General features: G+C 59.7%; 15 protein-coding genes and 4 tRNA genes. 6 read left to right on the forward strand and 13 right to left on the reverse strand.

Going from position 1 to position 17,580, the window contains the following annotated elements; genetic code table 11:
• Positions 1-121: 121 nt before the first annotated feature.
• Positions 122-1,879, forward strand: a complete 1,758-nt coding sequence (locus HFK74_RS05240) for a bifunctional diguanylate cyclase/phosphodiesterase (protein WP_180202632.1) — start codon at positions 122-124, stop codon at positions 1,877-1,879.
• A 53-nt stretch (positions 1,880-1,932) separates the two neighbouring features.
• Here the strand turns inward: HFK74_RS05240 and HFK74_RS05245 are convergent, their stop codons facing one another.
• The 7 genes from HFK74_RS05245 to HFK74_RS05275 form a co-directional block, all read right to left on the reverse strand.
• Positions 1,933-3,270, reverse strand: a complete 1,338-nt coding sequence (locus HFK74_RS05245; protein WP_180202633.1) for an OprD family porin — start codon at positions 3,268-3,270, stop codon at positions 1,933-1,935.
• A 160-nt stretch (positions 3,271-3,430) separates the two neighbouring features.
• Positions 3,431-4,186 carry a molybdate ABC transporter substrate-binding protein gene (gene modA, locus HFK74_RS05250; RefSeq protein WP_180202634.1) on the reverse strand — a complete coding sequence of 252 codons (756 nt, stop codon included), beginning with the start codon at positions 4,184-4,186 and terminating at the stop codon, positions 3,431-3,433.
• Positions 4,187-4,856: 670 nt separating this feature from the next.
• Positions 4,857-5,264: a sel1 repeat family protein gene (locus HFK74_RS05255; protein ID WP_180202635.1), complete on the reverse strand. Its 408-nt coding sequence runs from the start codon at positions 5,262-5,264 to the stop codon at positions 4,857-4,859.
• Complete coding sequence (locus HFK74_RS05260) at positions 5,265-5,636, reverse strand: hypothetical protein (protein ID WP_008060892.1); 372 nt, start codon at positions 5,634-5,636, stop codon at positions 5,265-5,267.
• Complete coding sequence (locus HFK74_RS05265; RefSeq protein ID WP_008060890.1) at positions 5,633-5,974, reverse strand: helix-turn-helix transcriptional regulator; 342 nt, start codon at positions 5,972-5,974, stop codon at positions 5,633-5,635. Before HFK74_RS05265 ends, HFK74_RS05260 begins: the two co-directional genes overlap by 4 nt.
• 114 nt (positions 5,975-6,088) lie before the next feature.
• Positions 6,089-6,544 (reverse strand): YkvA family protein, encoded by a 456-nt coding sequence (locus HFK74_RS05270; protein WP_180202636.1) that lies wholly within the window; start codon positions 6,542-6,544, stop codon positions 6,089-6,091.
• 295 nt (positions 6,545-6,839) lie between these two features.
• On the reverse strand, positions 6,840-7,553 hold the full coding sequence (locus HFK74_RS05275; RefSeq protein WP_008060887.1) for an FKBP-type peptidyl-prolyl cis-trans isomerase: 714 nt from the start codon (positions 7,551-7,553) through the stop codon (positions 6,840-6,842).
• Positions 7,554-7,807: 254 nt separating this feature from the next.
• On the opposite strand from HFK74_RS05275, the gene HFK74_RS05280 reads away from it, so the two are divergent.
• Complete coding sequence (locus tag HFK74_RS05280; protein WP_180202637.1) at positions 7,808-9,616, forward strand: di-heme-cytochrome C peroxidase; 1,809 nt, start codon at positions 7,808-7,810, stop codon at positions 9,614-9,616.
• Complete coding sequence (locus tag HFK74_RS05285; RefSeq protein ID WP_180202638.1) at positions 9,613-10,746, forward strand: catalase family protein; 1,134 nt, start codon at positions 9,613-9,615, stop codon at positions 10,744-10,746. The genes HFK74_RS05280 and HFK74_RS05285 overlap by 4 nt, the downstream gene beginning before the upstream one ends.
• A gap of 278 nt (positions 10,747-11,024) precedes the next feature.
• Here the strand turns inward: HFK74_RS05285 and HFK74_RS05290 are convergent.
• From HFK74_RS05290 to HFK74_RS05305, 4 genes are all read right to left on the reverse strand, one after another.
• Positions 11,025-11,101: transfer RNA gene (locus tag HFK74_RS05290), tRNA-Asp, on the reverse strand.
• Positions 11,102-11,120: 19 nt separating this feature from the next.
• Positions 11,121-11,196: transfer RNA gene (locus tag HFK74_RS05295), tRNA-Val, on the reverse strand.
• Between the two features lie 198 nt (positions 11,197-11,394).
• Positions 11,395-11,471, reverse strand: a tRNA-Asp gene (locus HFK74_RS05300).
• A 19-nt stretch (positions 11,472-11,490) separates the two neighbouring features.
• Positions 11,491-11,566, reverse strand: a tRNA-Val gene (locus tag HFK74_RS05305).
• Positions 11,567-11,725: 159 nt separating this feature from the next.
• On the opposite strand from HFK74_RS05305, the gene rdgC reads away from it, so the two are divergent.
• The 3 genes from rdgC to sugE all read left to right on the forward strand — a co-directional run bounded on the left by rdgC (position 11,726) and on the right by sugE (position 14,204).
• On the forward strand, positions 11,726-12,646 hold the full coding sequence (rdgC, locus tag HFK74_RS05310) for a recombination-associated protein RdgC (protein WP_008060875.1): 921 nt from the start codon (positions 11,726-11,728) through the stop codon (positions 12,644-12,646).
• Positions 12,647-12,803: 157 nt separating this feature from the next.
• Positions 12,804-13,769, forward strand: a complete 966-nt coding sequence (locus HFK74_RS05315; protein WP_180202639.1) for a bile acid:sodium symporter family protein — start codon at positions 12,804-12,806, stop codon at positions 13,767-13,769.
• 120 nt (positions 13,770-13,889) lie between these two features.
• A complete protein-coding gene (gene sugE, locus HFK74_RS05320) occupies positions 13,890-14,204 on the forward strand; it encodes a quaternary ammonium compound efflux SMR transporter SugE (RefSeq protein ID WP_008060873.1) in 315 nt (104 codons plus the stop codon).
• 60 nt (positions 14,205-14,264) lie between these two features.
• Here the strand turns inward: sugE and HFK74_RS05325 are convergent, their stop codons facing one another.
• Together HFK74_RS05325 and HFK74_RS05330 are read right to left on the reverse strand one after the other, a co-directional pair.
• On the reverse strand, positions 14,265-15,059 hold the full coding sequence (locus HFK74_RS05325) for an iron-containing redox enzyme family protein (protein WP_180202640.1): 795 nt from the start codon (positions 15,057-15,059) through the stop codon (positions 14,265-14,267).
• A 45-nt stretch (positions 15,060-15,104) separates the two neighbouring features.
• Positions 15,105-17,564 (reverse strand): EAL domain-containing protein, encoded by a 2,460-nt coding sequence (locus HFK74_RS05330; protein ID WP_180202641.1) that lies wholly within the window; start codon positions 17,562-17,564, stop codon positions 15,105-15,107.
• Positions 17,565-17,580: the final 16 nt, after the last annotated feature.

Below are 17,580 nucleotides of genomic sequence, written 5' to 3' on the forward strand. Positions count from 1 at the left end.
ATTTAATGCTGGCGCTCCCCGGAGCGTCATCAAATAGTCATCATTCTGTCGTGAAATAACGGACCGGTAGCGCCTCTTAACCAAGAGCACGCCCGGTCCTTTTTTTTCGCCAGAGATCGCCATGACCACAACCGAACAGCTGAGTGCCTTGAGTTCAATCCTGGCTCAAAGCGGTTTGCACAGCCTGTTCCAACCCATCATCAGCCTCTCCGAGCGACGCATCCTGGGCTACGAAGCCCTGAGCCGCGGCCCTTCCAACAGTCCGTTGCACTCCCCTGTCGCCCTGTTCGCCGTGGCCCGCCAGGCGGGTCGTCTCAGCGAACTGGAAATCGCCTGCCGGCAGAGCGCATGCCGGCGCTTCAACGAACAACAACTGCCCGGCAAACTGTTCCTCAACGTCTCCCCGGAATCCTTGCTCGAAGCGACCCACCAACCCGGTCGCACCTTGCAGTTGCTGCAGGACTTCGGCATTGAACCAAACCAGGTGGTGATCGAACTCACCGAGCAGACCCCCACCGACGACTTCCAGCTGCTGCACACCGCCCTGCATCATTACCGGGCCATGGGGTTTTCCATTGCGCTGGACGATCTGGGCGCGGGGTACTCGAGCTTGCGCCTGTGGTCCGAATTACGTCCCGACTACGTGAAGATCGACCGCCACTTCATCGACGGCATTCACCTGGATGCCCTCAAGCGTGAGTTCGTTGGCTCGATCCTGCAAATTGCCAACGCCTCGCGGGCGCAGGTGATCGCCGAAGGCATCGAATTGCCTGAAGAGCTGGCGGTGTTGACCGAAATGGGCATCGACCTGGTCCAGGGCTATCTGCTCTGTCGGCCACAAGAGCATCCACCGCGCGATGCCCGCGCCTTGATGCCCAGGCGCGACAGCAATGCCGTGGCGCTGGGCGAGGACGGCAGCGACCTGAGCGCCCTGCTCAACGACCAGCCCGCGGTGGCCCGCCACACCCCGACCGCTACCGTGCTCGAAGCCTTCCGCCGCCAGGCCAACCTGAACTCGCTGGCGGTGCTGGATGAGCAAGGCCAGCCCTGCGGCATCGTCCATCGGCATTCGCTCTCGGACGCCCTGCTCAAACCGTTTGCCACCGACCTGTTCGCCCGCAAACCGATCAGCCGCCTGATGAGCGACGACTTTCTCGCCGTCGAAATAGGCCAGTCGCTGCAGCAGGTCAGCCGGCTGATCACCAGCCGCGCCCGGCAACGCATCGAAGAAGACTTCATCATCACCCTCGATGGCAATTACCTGGGCCTGGGCCGGGTGATCGATGTGCTCAAGCTGATTACCGAACTGAAAATCCAGCAAGCACGCTACGCCAACCCCCTGACCCTGCTGCCGGGCAACGTACCGATCCAGCAATGCCTGACCCGATTGCTGCAACAACAACGCGAATCGCTGATCTGCTACGTGGACATCGACAGCTTCAAACCCTTCAACGACATCTACGGCTACGGCCGGGGCGATGAAGTTCTGCTGTGCCTGGCGCAATGCCTGAACGACCGCATCGACCCGTCCCGCGACTTCGTCGGCCATATCGGCGGCGATGATTTTCTGTTGGTGCTGGGCCCGGACGACTGGCGCAAACGTTTGAACCAGCTGCTCGACGACTTCCACAGCCAGTGCCGACGCTTCTACCGCAGCGAACACCTGGAGGCCGGCTGCTTCACCGCCCCCAACCGCCAGGGCATGCGCCAGGAATTTCCCTTGTTGTCACTGTCGATCGGCGTGGTGCATCTACACCCACAGGCCTGCGGGCAACTCGATGCCAGCCAGTTGGCGGAGATGGCTTCGCAGGCCAAGCATCATGCGAAGAATGTGCAGGGGTATAGCGTGCATGTGATTGATAGTTTGGCGGGGAGGTAGAAAAGACGCATGCGCTGCCTGGCGTCGGTCCAGGCAGCGGATCGATCCTGAGCTTACAACAGCGGGATCGAGTAGCTGACGATCAGGCGGTTCTCGTCCTGGTCGCGAACGCCCGGGATATTGGTGCGCCAGGTGGCGTTTCTCCACTGCAGGCCGAGGTTTTTCAGCGCGCCGGATTGAACGACGTAACCCACGGTCAGGTCGCGCTCCCATTCCGAAGCGCCGTTAGCCGCCTGCGCACCGCGATTGTTGACGGTATCGATATCATCGCCATGCAGGTAGACCAAACCCGCTGTCAGGCCAGGTACGCCAACCTTGGCGAAGTCATACGAGTAGCGTGCCTGCCAGGTGCGTTCGCCGGCACGGGCGAACTTCTGGATTTGCGAATCGGTGATGATGTAGGCCGACGATCCGTCGCCCTGGTTCAGCCACGGGAAGTCGCTGCTGCCGTTGCTGACCTGATAACCGCCACCGAAGGTGTGACCGGCAACGGTGTACAGGAACAGGCCGCTGTACAGATTGTTGTCGACCTTGCCTTTACCGCTTGGCACGCCACTGTAGTTGCCGTTGCTGAAGTAAGCCGCCGTGTCGCCATTGGCACCATCATCGGAGCTGTTGAAGTAACGCAGGTCGGACTTCAGCACGCCCGGGCCGATTGCCCAGTTGTGCACCAGGCCCAGGAAGTGCTGCTTGTAGAACTCTTGCAGGTTGCCGTAGTAGTACTGGGCCGTCAGGTCCTTGGTGAATTTGTAGTCACCACCGGCATAGATGAACTTGTTGCTGCTGGCAACGCGAGGGTTGGCGCCCCCAATGGCCATCTGTTCATTGTTGCTGGAGTTACGGCCTTTGACGTGTTCAATCTGGCCGCCGATCAGCGTCAAGTCCTTGAACTCGCCGGAAGTGACCTGGCCACCCTCCCAGGTTTGCGGCAGCAGACGGCCGTCGTTGGTCACGATGACCGGCAGTTTTGGCTGCAGGGTACCCAGCTTCAGCTCGGTCTGGGAGACCTTGGCTTTGGCAGTCAGGCCCAGGCTGGAGAAGTTATCAACCGCCTCGCCATTGGACTTGCTCGGAAACACAGTGCCGCCGTAGGAAGTCGACGTGGCGCCATTGGTGCCACCGCCTGAATCCAGACGTACTCCCAATAGGCCGATCGCATCAATACCGAAGCCAACAGTGCCTTGGGTGTAACCCGAGATGAAACGCAGGTCGAAGCCCTGGCCCCATTCTTCGTTCCGGCTCGGATCTGCAGCGCCGCTACGGTTGTCAGTGTTGATGTAGAAGTTGCGCAGCCCCAATGTTGCCTTGCTGTCTTCGATGAAACCGGCGGCGCTTGCCTGTTGAGCGAGCACGGCCGAAGCGACCGCCAGGGCCAAAGTGGATCGATACATGGATAACACTCCAATTACTTTTTTTATTTTTGCGCGCAAGACAGCGCCGACACCCATCGAGAAGTGGGTGTCGACTACTGATCAATTGATTTCTAAAACAAGGAAATGGCACTCAAACCAGGCATAGGGCAATGCCCCAGCTTGGCATCCTCAGTGACATTTAGAGTTGATAGCCGTAGGACTTGATCACAGCCGCCGCTTTTGGGCCCTTGAGATAGGCAACCAGTGCCTTGGCGGCCGGGTTGTCCTTGCCCTTGTTGAGGATCACCGCGTCCTGTTTGATCGGGTCGTGCAGGTTGGCCGGAACGATCCACGCAGAACCGCTGGTGACTTTGCCGTCCTTGTAGATCTGCGACAACGCGACAAAGCCCAGCTCGGCGTTACCAGTGGACACGAATTGGTAGGCCTGGGTGATGTTCTGGCCTTCGACGATCTTGTCCTTGACCTTGTCGGTCAGGCCTTCTTTGGCCAGCACCTGGGTCGCCGCCAGGCCATAAGGCGCGGCTTTCGGGTTGGCGATGGACAGGTGCTGATACTGGTTGTCGCCCAGCACTTTGCCCTTGGCATCGACGTAGCCTTCCTTGGCCGACCACAGCGCCAGCGTGCCGACGGCGTAGGTGAAGCGCGAGCCCTTGACGGTGTCGCCTTCGGCTTCCAGTTTCTGCGGGGTGGTGTCGTCTGCCGAGAGGAACACTTCGAACGGCGCGCCATTCTTGATCTGGGTGTAAAACTGGCCGGTTGCACCGAAGGCCGTGACAAGCTTGTGCCCGGTGTCCTTCTCGAAATCTGCGGCGATGGCCTGGATCGGCGCGGTGAAATTGGCAGCAACAGCTACTTGAACCTCATCCGCAAAAGCATTGGAAAAGACACTGCTAGCCAGCACTGCAACCATTAGGTGAGAAACGCGATGAATCATGGACCGCTCCTGTTTTTTTTATAAAGCGCTGAGATTTGAATTCGCTAGCCGCCGCAGAGCCGCGGGAAAGCATCTCAATGTCGCTGTACAAATTAGTATATAGCGGTAGGCATCATCTCACCAACACAAAATTGACTCCAGAGTCAGCTCGGGAGAAAAAGAAGAAAAAGGAAGAAACAGGGGACGGATTTATTTGTCCTGGATGGCCACACCGGCTTGCGACCTCCTGTGTAGCCCTTCTTACCTAAGATACTTTCCCCCGCTAGCTCTGCCCATTAAGGGTGGCAGCCGTGCGCGGGAGTAGGAAACTGAGGCACTTCAACTCAGCCACGTCGAAACGTGTCCCGCACACAGCCGCCGCGGAGGATCACAGGCATGAAAAAGTGCCGCGATCAAACGCCAGCGGTGATGCACGTTGAAGTCCAAGGGTTCCTACACCCTGCCCCTGTTTTGCAGTGGCCGCCAAAGACTATCGATGTATTTCACTTCTCGACAGTTCACGCAAACCACTACAACTTGAAGGAAACTTCCGAAGATCTTGCCCAGAAATTTCGTGGACAGCCCCACAACCACAAACGCGCGCGCAAGTTTGCAGGAGATCGTTCAGGAAAGAAGTCGGTAAAGTCGCACGTAGGCGTAGGGCAGATCCCCACTCACCCAACAGACTGGATTAATGGGCGGATCCGCGCGATGCCAGCTCTTGCAGCTTCATCTGCGCCAGCGGATGCCCGGCCTTGGCCGCCATTGCCCAGAACCGCGCCGCTTCTGCCGGGTCAGGCGCCTTGCTCGGGCTACCGGCCAGGCTGATCACACCCACCTGATAAGCCGCCTTGCCATCTCCAGCCAACGCCGCCAGGCGCAACAGCCGAATACCCTCTTCCCGCGCGCCCAGGCCGACGCCACGAAAGGTCAGGATGTGCCCATAGAAACTCTGCGCGTCGACATCGCCCAGGTTCGCCATGCGTGCGAACTGACCCTCCATCCAGCTCCATCCGCGGGGCTGGCGTACGAACCATGGCCAATGAAACAACCGGCGGGCCAGCCAGTAGCCGGCCCGCGCCTTGAGCCGCAGGAACACTCAGGCTTCCGCCGATTCGGGGTACTCGTATTCGAATACGCGAACCACTTCCGAGGCGTGCCACGAGGCGGCGGCGACGCCGTCGGACGGGCCGGTGAAACGCCCCAGGCGCTCGACGCATTCGAAGAATCCGGTACGCGGCAAGCGGCTGGCCCCCTGGCTGATCACCAGCGAGCTGCGCAGCGGCTGTTCGGCCTTGGCATCCAGCGCGGCCAGATGCTCAAGTGCGGCGGTCAGGGTTTGCATGGCGGGCGTAGGAAGCTGCAAACGCTCCAGCAATGCCCGATAAGTCAGGAGATGACGCTGACGGCGCGCCTGATCCAGCTCGCCCAGCAATCCGTCCCAATGGTGACGACTGATGCGTACGCTCACGATTCATCCCTCCACCCTGGCACCGTCAATTCCCAGGCCAGGCTGCGGCGAATCGCGGCGTCGGGCAGACGCTCGCCACTTTCGATCATGGCCAGGTAAGACGGGCTGATGCCTACCGTGCGGGCCAGCGCCTCGATGGCGATGCCCTTCCCTTCGCGCAAACTGCGTAGTTGATCCAGACCCGGAAGAATGGCGTCTGGTGTGGTCGCGAGCGGCGTCGGGGCCGGACGTGACGGTGCTTCGTTGATGCCTGCTGCTTTCAGTAGAGCCTGATACTGAGCCCATGGCAGAACCGCGTATTCGGGCTCGCCTTCGCGTGTAATTATCTGAATATCCATGACTACCCCGTAGGACAACAACACTTAGCGAGTCAGCACTTTTCCCTAGAAGTGTAATCCTAACAGCGGCTAAGGTCGCGGGGGCTATCTATCTGAAGCTCAGACGGGATCGAATCAGGTTTTTTTCGGCTTCTGCAGCCTGAGCTGCTCAGGGGTGTCGGGCAGGCGTTCGACCACGGCGAGCTTTTCCGGGACCTGGCGTTTGCGCCAGGTGCGGAAGGCGTTGAGTTCATCGTCGAGGACTTTCATCAGCCAGGCCAGCACGGCGATGTCATCGATCATGCCGAACAGCGGCAGGAAATCCGGAATGGCATCGACCGGGCTGAGGAAATACATCAGGCCGGCGACCACCGATAGCAGCGCCTTGGGACTGATGGCCCGGTATTCGCCGCGCCAGTACGCCAGGCACAGCGCCTGCAACAGGCGCAGATCATCCTTGAGCTTGCCCAACCGGTTACCCTGGCTGGCACTTTTACTGGCCACCGCAAACAGCAAGGTCGGCAAGCGCCCACGGGCGAGCAGGCGTCCGGCCAGGGGCAGGAAACGAGCAAAATTCCAGGGTGCTTTCATGACGCCTCCGACAGGAATGTTATCCACACAAATTGTGGATAACCTTGTGAACAGAGCCCCTTTTCATGGCTGAAAGGCCCGCTGCATAAGGGCTGAACTCAGATCGGGCGTTTTTTACCCATCTAAAAAAACCCCAATATTTCATTGACTTGGAGGTCTGCCGAAGGTTAGGCACGGCCCCCACACTGACTATGACTTCAGTGTACGGCAACTGTTCGCTTTGTTTACCCATTCAGAAGGCCAGATGCAACAACGCCCCGCGTGAGCGAGGCGTTGTCGTTAAAGCAGACGCGGATTACTTGGCGGCGTCTTCTTTGGCTGGATCCTTGATGGCCAGCAGTTCCAGGTCGAACACCAGGACCGAGTTGGCCGGGATCGCCGGGCTTGGGCTTTGCGCGCCGTAAGCCAGTTCGCTTGGAATGTACAGCTTGTACTTCTCGCCGACGTGCATCAGTTGCAGGCCTTCGACCCAACCCGGGATCACACCGCTGACCGGCAGATCGATCGGGCTGCCGCGCTCGACGGAGCTGTCGAAAACGGTGCCATTGGTCAGCTTGCCGGTGTAGTGAACGGTCACTACGTCAGTCGGCTTCGGCTGGGCGCCATCGGCTTTCTTTTCCACTTCATATTGCAGGCCGGAAGCGGTGGTCACGACGCCAGCTTTCTTGGCGTTTTCTTCGAGGAATTTCTTGCCGGCGGCTGCCGACTCTTCGCTCATCTTGGCCATACGCTCTTCGGCACGCTTTTGCAGCGCGGCGAAGGCTTCTACCAATTCTTCATCCTTGAGTTTCTGTTCTTTCTTGCCGACCGCATCTTCGATGCCCTGGGCAACGGCTTTGGAGTCCAGATCATCCATGCCTTCCTGAGCCAGGCTCTTGCCCATGTTCAGGCCAATTCCGTAGGAAGCTTTTTGCGCCGGGGTTTTCAGCTCTACGCTGGTTTGCGAGTCGCAACCCGCAAGTACCAGGCTAACCAGGGCCACCGCCGCCGCCAACCGATGCTGTTTCATGCTATTTCCTTGTTCATGCGCCTAAAGGGCAATCGAGTAAAGTCGCGAGCTTATCAGGCGGCCACGACCAATGGCTACCGGCATGAGAGCCGCAAACTGGCGATAAGTTCAGGTGTTTAAACGCATTTCGCCATGTGGATGATGAAACTTCTGTCATCTTGCACGCCGGGAGGCTGAACGTCTGGCGTAATGGCCTCTTGCCGCAACCCTGACCCTGAGGCATAACGGTAGAAAACTCGACACGGATGGTCAACATGCGCCTCTTGCTCCGCTTGCTGGGCCTGATCGTTGCCCTGGTGGCCATCGCCCTGGCCGTGATCCTGTACTACGTCGCCAACCCGAAACTGCCGCGCCACGCGGCCGCGCAACAGGTACATTACCTGGACCAATGGAGCAGCGACGACCGCCAGCGTTACTATTTCACGCCCCAGGGTACTCAGGTCAAGGGCTTGCACTACGACTGGTTCACCGCCCTGGAACTGCCCTTTTCGCAACAACGATTCGCCGATCCGCACTACCTTGCGCGCTTCGGTTTCCTGATCGACCCCGGGCAGAAACCCACGTCGGACAACCCCGGCAACCTGCCCGTGGGCTTCGCACGGCATCAGAATCCCGGCAGTGCGGATACATTTCTGGATATTACCTGTGCGGCCTGTCACACCGGTGAACTGCGCCTGAACGGTCAAGCCGTGCGCATCGACGGCGGTTCCGCGCAGCATGTGCTGCCCTCAAGTGTGCCCACCTTGCAGGGCGGCAGTTTTGGCCAGGCACTGGTGGCGAGCCTGGCTTCCACTTACTACAACCCCTGGAAGTTCGAGCGTTTCGCGCGCAAGGTCCTGGGCCCTGACTACGAGACCGGACAGCAGGCGCTGCGCGCGGCCTTCAAGAGCTCCCTAGACACCTTCCTCAAGGTGGCCTGGAACGACACCCATCGCGGGCTTTACCCCACCGAAGAAGGTCCCGGACGTGCCGACGCGTTCGGGCGCATCGCCAACGCCAGCTTCGGCGACGCGATTTCCCCCGCCAACTACCGCGTGGCCAACGCCCCCGTCGACTACCCACAGTTGTGGGACATGTGGACCTTCGACTGGGTGCAGTGGAACGGCTCGGCGCAGCAGCCCATGGCACGCAACATCGGTGAAGCTTTGGGGGTGGGCGCCACGCTGAACTTTTTCGATGGCAGCGGGCAGCCACTCAAGGGCAACAATCGTTATCCGTCCAGCGTCCGGGTGCGTGATCTGCACCTGATCGAACAAACCCTGCAAGGCCTCAAGCCGCCCGCCTGGCCGGAAGAATGGCTGGGCGCGGTGGACAAACCGCTTGCCGCCAAGGGTCGCGCGTTGTTCAGCGAGAACTGCGCCGGCTGCCACGTACCGCGGGTCAGCCTCAGCACAGGGCGTCCGGTGCAACAGCTGAAAATGCTGCCCGTGGAGGTGATCGGCACCGACCCGGGCGCCGCCAACAATATCGCCGATCACCGCTTCGACCTGACCGTCTTGCAATGGGACCCGGCCGAGCTGGCGCAGCTGGACGTACAACTGCATCCAATACCCACCGAGCCTTTGGACCTGAGCCAGTTGTCGGTCGCCAAGGGCCTGGCCTACGTCACGGCATTCGTCGGCAACCGCGCCTATCGCGAGGCCGCCGTCACGCCGACCGAGCGCGCGGACATGGATGGCTTTGGCTTGCCGATCGGGGTCCAGGAACTACGCGCCTACAAAGCCCGGCCCCTGGCGGGCATATGGGCAACGCCGCCCTTCCTGCACAACGGTTCGGTGCCGAACATTTATCAATTGCTGTCGCCCCAGGACGAACGCGACACCACCTTTTACAAAGGCACCTTCGAGTACGACCCGCGGCATTTGGGCTATCGCACCGAGGCCTTTACCAATGGCTTTGTGTTCGACACGCGCATTACCGGCAATCACAACAGCGGGCACGAATTCCGCGCCGGCAAGCGTGGCAACGGCGTGATCGGCCGCTTGCTGCAACCCGAAGAGCGCTGGGCACTGCTGGAGTATTTGAAAGTTCTGGGCGGCCCCTTGGAGGCGCAACTGCCATGAATCGCCTGTGGACGCGCCTGGGCGCCTTTCTCGGCAAGACCCTGCTCTGGTTGTTGGGCCTGGGGTTGCTCTGCTGGGCAGTGGCCACGGCGTGGTTCGCCTGGCAGCACCGTGGGCCGGTGTCAGCGCAGGAGCTGATCCCCGACGGCGAAGCCGCGATGACCCAGGCCATCATCCAGACGGCGGTGCGTATCGTCGACCAGCACCGTGAAAACACCCGCTACCTGCGCGATGCCCACGCCAAGGCCCACGGCTGCGTGAAGGCCCAGGTGCAGGTATTGCCGGAGCTGGCGGGAGAACTGCGTCAGGGTGTATTCAGCGAACCGGGCAAGACCTGGCAGGCGACGATGCGCCTGTCCAACGGTAACGCCTACCCTCAATTCGACAGTATCCGCGATGCACGGGGCATGGCGATCAAGTTGCACGATGTGCCGGGCAAACAGCTGCTGGGCGATCAACCGGGCCGGGCTGAACAGGACTTCGTGATGTTCAGTCATCCGAACTTCTTTGTCAGCGATGTCGCCGAGTATCGTCAGAATGTGGCCGCCCAGGCGGACGGCCAGAAGGCGCTGGCGTTCTTCCCGAGCTGGGACCCGTGCACCTGGCAAGTCCGCCATCTGTTCATCGCCCTCGCGACACTCTCCCCTGCCCCCGACAGCCCGACGCGCACGACTTACTTTTCGGTGTCGCCCTACAAGTTCGGTGAGGCCAATGCCAAGTTTCGGGTCATGCCGGATCCTGGCAGTTGCCCGGCCTATTCCCTGCCGGCGCAGAATCACAAGTTGCCGAATTTCCTGCGCAATGCGCTGTACCAGCAGTTATCGACTGACCGGATGCCCGCGTGTTTTGTCTTGCAGATACAGCGGCAGGACCCGGGTAAGTACATGCCGATCGAGGACACCAGCATTGAGTGGCAGGAAAGCGATGCGCCGTTCCAGACGGTGGCGCGGATCAAGGTACCGGCCCAGGACTTCGATACGCCGGCGCAGAACCTGCAATGCGATAATTTGTCCTTCAACCCATGGTTCGGGCTTGAGGCGCACCGCCCCATTGGCGGGATCAACCGGTTGCGCAAAGCGGTTTATGAAGCGGTCAGCGATTACCGCCACGCTCGTAATCAAGGTATGTAGGAGCGAGCATGCTCCGGGCAGCGTTCCGACGAAGGACCTGAGGGCGCCGCGTTTATACTGATCGTTCCCACGCTCTGCGTGGGAATGCATCCTGTGACGCTCCGCGTCACCGTTGCGCAGGGCTCACGTCAGGCGTCGTCAGCGGAACGCGGAGCGTCCCTGGCGGCATTCCCACGCAGAGCGTGGGAACGATCAAGCCAAAACCCAGACAGCAAAAAGCCCGCACTAAGCGGGCTTTCTGTAGTGACCTGGCGTTCAGTGCTCCAGGTTACCGAATATGGCGCAGCGGACGGGACTCGAACCCGCGACCCCCGGCGTGACAGGCCGGTATTCTAACCGACTGAACTACCGCTGCGCGAAACGCTTGAAACGAATGGTGGGTGATGACGGGATCGAACCGCCGACATTCTGCTTGTAAGGCAGACGCTCTCCCAGCTGAGCTAATCACCCTTCGCTTCGTTACGGGACGCATTATGCCACAAGTTTTCATAAAGTGTTGATTTATTTGAAGTTTTTTTCAAAAAAATCTGAAAACCGGTGAAACGACACATCCCGCGGGTACAACGTACAAACTTGAGGCAGAAAAAAACCCGCCTTGGCGGGTTTTTCCGTGGTGACCTGGTGTTCAGTGGTCCAGGTTACCGAATATGGCGCAGCGGACGGGACTCGAACCCGCGACCCCCGGCGTGACAGGCCGGTATTCTAACCGACTGAACTACCGCTGCGCTAAACACTTGAAACGAATGGTGGGTGATGACGGGATCGAACCGCCGACATTCTGCTTGTAAGGCAGACGCTCTCCCAGCTGAGCTAATCACCCTTCGCTTCGGTGTGGCGCGCATTCTACGGAGCGCCCCCACCTCTGGCAAGCACTTTTTTAATTAATTTTTTCATGCCTTCCAAAGGCTTAGAGAAGGGTTGGCCTATGGCACACGGAAGACAATAATGCCCCCCTTTGTATAAAGGAGAGACTCACCCCATGTGGTTCAAAAACCTGCTTATCTATCGCCTGACCCAAGATCTGCCTGTTGATGCCGAGGCGTTGGAGACTGCACTGGCCACCAAGCTGGCGCGTCCATGTGCAAGCCAGGAGTTGACCACCTACGGTTTCGTCGCGCCGTTCGGCAAGGGCGAAGATGCCCCGCTGGTGCACGTCAGCGGTGATTTCCTGCTGATCAGCGCACGCAAGGAAGAACGCATCCTGCCGGGCAGCGTCGTGCGTGACGCGGTGAAGGAAAAGGTCGAAGAGATCGAAGCCGAGCAAATGCGCAAGGTCTATAAGAAGGAACGCGACCAGATCAAGGATGAAATCATCCAGGCCTTCCTGCCGCGCGCCTTTATTCGTCGCTCCTCGACCTTCGCCGCCATCGCGCCGAAACAGGGCCTGATCCTGGTTAACTCGGCCAGCCCGAAACGTGCCGAGGACCTGTTGTCCACCCTGCGTGAAGTGATCGGCACCCTGCCGGTACGCCCGCTGACCGTGAAGATGTCCCCGACCGCGACCATGACCGAGTGGGTCACCACCCAGAAAGCCGCGGACGACTTCTTTGTGCTGGACGAGTGCGAACTGCGCGACACCCACGAAGATGGCGGCATCGTGCGTTGCAAGCGCCAGGACCTGACCAGCGAAGAAATCCAGCTGCACCTGAGCACTGGCAAAGTGGTCACTCAGCTGTCGCTGGCCTGGCAGGACAAACTGTCTTTCGTCCTCGACGACAAGATGGTGGTCAAGCGCCTGAAGTTCGAAGACCTGCTGCAAGACCAGGCGGAACAGGACGGTGGCGATGAAGCCCTCGGCCAACTGGACGCCAGCTTCACCCTGATGATGCTGACCTTCGGTGATTTCCTGCCGGCATTGGTTGAAGCGTTGGGTGGGGAAGAGACACCGCAGGGGATCTAAACCCGGTACGCGGTGGGCCAATAACACCGCGTGCCCCTTGTAGGAGCTGGCTTGCCAGCGAAGGCGTCCGACGTTCCGCCTCAAAGCTTGAGGGCCCCTTCGCTGGCAAGCCAGCTCCTACAGAAAACCGCGTATTTCATACAATAAGGATCTGGCCATGCGTGCACTGGCTGCATTGAGTCGTTTTGTCGGCAACACCTTCGCCTACTGGGTACTGATTTTCGCCGTCGTGGCGTTCCTGCAACCGGCCTGGTTCATTGGCCTCAAAGGCGCCATCGTGCCGTTGCTGGGGCTGGTGATGTTCGGCATGGGCCTGACCCTCAAGCTCGAAGACTTCGCCGAAGTCGCCCGCCACCCGTGGCGCGTGGCCCTGGGCGTGGTGGCGCACTTCGTGATCATGCCCGGCGTGGCGTGGTTGCTTTGCCAGGCGTTCCATTTGCCGCCAGAGATCGCCGTTGGCGTGATTCTGGTCGGCTGCTGTCCAAGCGGCACCTCGTCGAACGTAATGACCTGGCTGGCCCGCGGCGACCTGGCGTTATCGGTGGCCATCGCTGCCGTGACCACCCTCCTCGCTCCGCTGCTGACCCCGGCCCTGATCTGGCTGCTGGCTTCGGCCTGGTTGCCGGTGTCGTTCATGGAGCTGTTCTGGTCGATCCTGCAGGTGGTGTTGCTGCCGATCGTGTTGGGTGTGGTTGCCCAGCGCGTGCTCGGCGACAAGGTTCGCCACGCGGTGGACGTGTTGCCCCTGGTTTCGGTGGTGAGTATCGTGATCATCGTCACCGCCGTAGTGGCCGCCAGCCAGGCGAAAATTGCCGAGTCGGGACTGTTGATCATGGCCGTGGTCATGCTGCACAACAGCTTCGGTTACCTGCTGGGTTACTTCACCGGGCGCCTGTTCAAGTTGCCACTGGCCCAGCGCAAATCCCTGGCGCTGGAAGTCGGCATGCAGAACTCCGGGCTGGGCGCGGCCCTGGCCAGCGCGCACTTCTCACCGCTGGCGGCGGTGCCGAGCGCTCTGTTCAGTGTGTGGCACAACATTTCCGGGGCGTTGCTCTCGACCTACTTCCGTCGCATGAGCGAGAAGCAGGATCGCCAGGTCGCGGCTCAGCAGGCAGCTGACTGATCAGCAAAACTTGATCCCCCGGTTAATGCTGGGCACTATATTGCGCAACGCGAGGACGACCTCGCGGCTCGATCGAGTCATTAACCTGGGGACGACCCCGTCAATCGATGGAGGTCTTCCTTGTCCTGGATCATTCTGTTTTTCGCGGGCCTGTTCGAAGTAGGCTGGGCCGTTGGCCTCAAGTACACCGATGGTTTCAGCCGCCCGTTGCCCACTGCGCTCACGGTAGCGGCCATGGCCGTCAGCCTTGGCTTGCTGGGCCTGGCCATGAAGGAATTGCCACTGGGCACGGCCTATGCGATCTGGACCGGAGTGGGTGCCGTCGGCACCGTGATCGCCGGCATCATTCTGTTTGGCGAATCCATGGCGCTGGTCCGCCTGGCCAGCGTGGCGTTGATCATCACCGGGCTGGTGGGGCTTAAAGTCAGCGCCTGACACCTGTAAAAAAGCCCGCCCCTGTCACCAGGGGCGGGCTTTTTCATGGGCGTTCAACGATCAGCTTTCGGCCATCTCCAAGCGCTCACGCATCACCGGGGCCTTTTCCGAATGCTCCAGCTGCATGCAACGTTCCAGGAACAGGAACATGTAGTCGTAGCTCTTGCACACGGCCTGGCGCAATTCCACCTGCAATGACTTGCTCGGGTTCATGCCGGCCAGGGTGCAGATGATTTCCAGCGCTTCCCACGGGTGGGCATCGTCGTACTGGGCATGCATCTTCAGCCACTTCATGGCCCGCTTGCGATCCTCCTCGGGGAAGGCTGCCGCATAAAGACCATTGGAACAGACCACCGCCGACCACTCACCGGTCGCGCCTTCGATGGCGTAATTGGTGGCGGCAATGGCAACGATCAGTGAGTCTGAAGAACTGGTGTGCCAGCACCAATGGCTCAAGGCGTGAAGTTCAGGGGCTACCTGCTGCGCCTGCAGATCTTCCAGGCTGACGCCGTGGGCACGGCTCCAGTTCACCCAGTAGTCGGCATGGTTGAGTTCGACACGAATGTTGCGCATCAACCAGCGACGCGCCATGTCTTCACCCGGGTGGCGGGCAAAACGGGTCTTGGTCAGGTTCTGTGCCATGTATAACGCGAACTGTTCGACCACGGGCCAGCCACCGATCAGGTACTGGCGCATCGTCCTGGCGCTGAGTCTGTTATCTCGCATGCGCTGATACAGCTCGTGCTCTACAACCCGGCGCTTACTCGCGCTGCAATCCTGAATCAGGCGCTGGGCCCAGTCGGGATAACTTGCAGCTTCCATGAGTGGTCCGGTTCGGTTGAATGTCTCGATCACTGTCGGGCTCCTTTTGATTGTGATTGTTCCGATCAACGAGAGACTTCAACGGAACGTGCCGGGCGCCTTGAACAACAGGGGCTGCGGCCTGGCTGGACGACTTTTCAAGCTGTCGCAGGTAAACAGATGCGGGCGTTCTATGACATACCCTTGAGCGTAATCAACCCCGATCTCCAGCAATGCCTGCTCGATCTGGGGCGTTTCAACAAACTCGGCAATCGTACGCTTACCCATGACATGACCGATGTGGTTGATCACTTCGACCATGGCGCGGTTAATCGGGTCGTCCAGCATATCCTTTACGAAACTCCCGTCGATCTTCAGGAAGTCTACAGGCAAATGTTTCAAGTAGGCGAACGAGGACATACCGGCGCAAAAGTCATCCAGGGAAAACAGGCACCCTAAACCTTTGAGTTCATTGATGAATTTAATTGCACTGGCAAGATTTGAAATAGCACTGGTTTCAGTGATTTCAAAACAAATTATTTCAGGTGGTATGGCGTAACTAATGAACTGTTGACGCAGGAAGTCCAGGAACGCTTCATCTCCTATAGTTGTGCCTGACAGATTAATCGCACACATCGCTAAAGGCTCTTTGTGCTTCTCGGCTATACATTGGGCAATGATCTTGAATACGTTCTGTACAACCCAACGATCCAGGGAAGTCATCAGGCCATAACGCTCTGCTGCCGGGATAAAACTGTCGGGCAATATCATGCGCCCGGCTTCGTCATGCAGGCGCAGCAGAATCTCGATATGTCCGCCGCCCTTTTCGACATGACCGAGCGGGGCAATTTCCTGGGCGTACAGGCAAAAACGATCTTCTTCCAGGGCCATGTGCAAGCGCTGCACCCAGGCCATTTCGCCAAAGCGCAGGGACAGCTCCGAGTCGTCGGCGTGATATACCTGAACCCGGTTGCGACCCTTTTCCTTGGCCATGTAGCAGGCCATGTCGGCCGCGCGCAATGAGACTTCAAGGGTGGTCGGATGCGCATTGATATGCACCAGCCCGATGCTCACGGTGGTCACGAACGGCCGCCCCTTCCACACGAAGTGCAGGTTCTGCACGGTCTGGCGCAGCCCCTCGGCAATTTTTTCGGCCGCCTCTGGCGCGCAGTTCTCCAGCAGGATGCCGAACTCGTCACCGCCCAACCGGGCCAGGGTGTCGCTCTCGCGCAACCCGGATTGCAACAGCGCGCAAATATGCCGCAGTAACTCGTCGCCCGCCGCGTGCCCGCAGGTGTCGTTGACCAACTTGAACTGGTCCAGGTCGAGGAACATCAATGCGTGGCGTCCAGGCTGTCGCGTCAGGGCCTGCAGCGCCTGTTCCAGACGGAATTCAAACTCGCGGCGGTTGGCGAGCCCGGTCAACGCATCATGGGTCGCCTGCCAGGACAGATTGGCGATGTATTGCCGCTCCTGAGTCATGTCATGCAGCACCAGCACGGCACCGCTGACCTTCCCGGCATTACGGATCGGCGCCCCCACCAGGGTGACCGACACCGTGCTGCCATCGAGGCGCTGAATGAGCTTGGAGTGTTCGCTGCCGCCACTGAGCTGACCGCTCAGGATGTGCTCGATCAAGGTAAAGCCATCGGCCTGGGCATTGTCGTCCAGCAGATTGAACAGCGCCGCCAGCGGCAACCCGGTCGCCTGTTCGGCGTTCCAGTGGGTCAAGGCTTCGGCGGCCGGATTCATGTAGGCGATCGCGCCCTCGACATTGGTGGTGATCACCGCGTCGCCAATCGATTGCAGGGTGATTTGCGCCCGCTCCTTCTCCAGTTGCAGGGCGTCGGCAAACGCGTGTCGCTGCTTGAGCAGCTTGTGCGTGCGCAGCAGCGCCAGGGCGATCAGGCCGAGGGCGGTGGCCAGGTTCGTCGCCAGCAGCAGGCGCAGGATCATCCGCGAGCCTTCGCCCAAGGCATCGCTGAAGGCCTTCGCCGCTGGCGTCACCTCGTTGTTGATGGCGAAAATCTGTTCCTTCCAGCGATGGATGTCGGCAGGGTTGGCCGGCTTGATGCTGATGTGCCGGTGCATGTCCCTGGCGACATCATCGAGTTGATCAAGGTACGCATCACCCACGGTCCAGAGGTCGATGGCTTTTTCGAGGTAGCTGAAATGGCGGAAATTGAGGTACAGCCAGATCAGGCTCGGGACGTCATCGGGATGGTTGCCACCCTTGAGAATCGCCACCCTGGCCGCCTCGATATCGGGTGGCTGCTGGTCAAGTGCCAGTCGCAACTCATGCCCTCCCTGAGGGACGGCAATGGCCTGCTGGTACTTGAGAAATTTGCTCTCGTCGCGACTGTCGGCATACAGGTTGAGGTAATAGATGGCGTCCTTCTGGCCCTTGGACCACAGGCTTTCACCGGCCACATAACCACGGACCGCCGACAATACATAAAGACTGACGCCTCCCAACAGGGCCTGAAATAACACAACGGCGATAAATGGCCAGACGATGCCCAGCAACCGTGGCGTTCCGAGAGTCCGCGTTTGATTCATGAGGTCCCTTGTTTTA

This window comes from Pseudomonas sp. SbOxS1 (assembly GCF_013416725.1).
GTDB lineage: Bacteria > Pseudomonadota > Gammaproteobacteria > Pseudomonadales > Pseudomonadaceae > Aquipseudomonas.

Coding starts and splice junctions, on each gene's coding strand:
- HFK74_RS05240 (WP_180202632.1), top strand. CDS start 122: ATGACCACAACCGAACAGCTGAGTGCCTTGAGTTCAATCCTGGCTCAA.
- HFK74_RS05245 (WP_180202633.1), bottom strand. CDS start 3,270: ATGTATCGATCCACTTTGGCCCTGGCGGTCGCTTCGGCCGTGCTCGCT.
- modA (WP_180202634.1), bottom strand. CDS start 4,186: ATGATTCATCGCGTTTCTCACCTAATGGTTGCAGTGCTGGCTAGCAGT.
- HFK74_RS05265 (WP_008060890.1), bottom strand. CDS start 5,974: ATGGATATTCAGATAATTACACGCGAAGGCGAGCCCGAATACGCGGTT.
- HFK74_RS05270 (WP_180202636.1), bottom strand. CDS start 6,544: ATGAAAGCACCCTGGAATTTTGCTCGTTTCCTGCCCCTGGCCGGACGC.
- HFK74_RS05275 (WP_008060887.1), bottom strand. CDS start 7,553: ATGAAACAGCATCGGTTGGCGGCGGCGGTGGCCCTGGTTAGCCTGGTA.
- HFK74_RS05280 (WP_180202637.1), top strand. CDS start 7,808: ATGCGCCTCTTGCTCCGCTTGCTGGGCCTGATCGTTGCCCTGGTGGCC.
- HFK74_RS05285 (WP_180202638.1), top strand. CDS start 9,613: ATGAATCGCCTGTGGACGCGCCTGGGCGCCTTTCTCGGCAAGACCCTG.
- rdgC (WP_008060875.1), top strand. CDS start 11,726: ATGTGGTTCAAAAACCTGCTTATCTATCGCCTGACCCAAGATCTGCCT.
- HFK74_RS05315 (WP_180202639.1), top strand. CDS start 12,804: ATGCGTGCACTGGCTGCATTGAGTCGTTTTGTCGGCAACACCTTCGCC.
- HFK74_RS05330 (WP_180202641.1), bottom strand. CDS start 17,564: ATGAATCAAACGCGGACTCTCGGAACGCCACGGTTGCTGGGCATCGTC.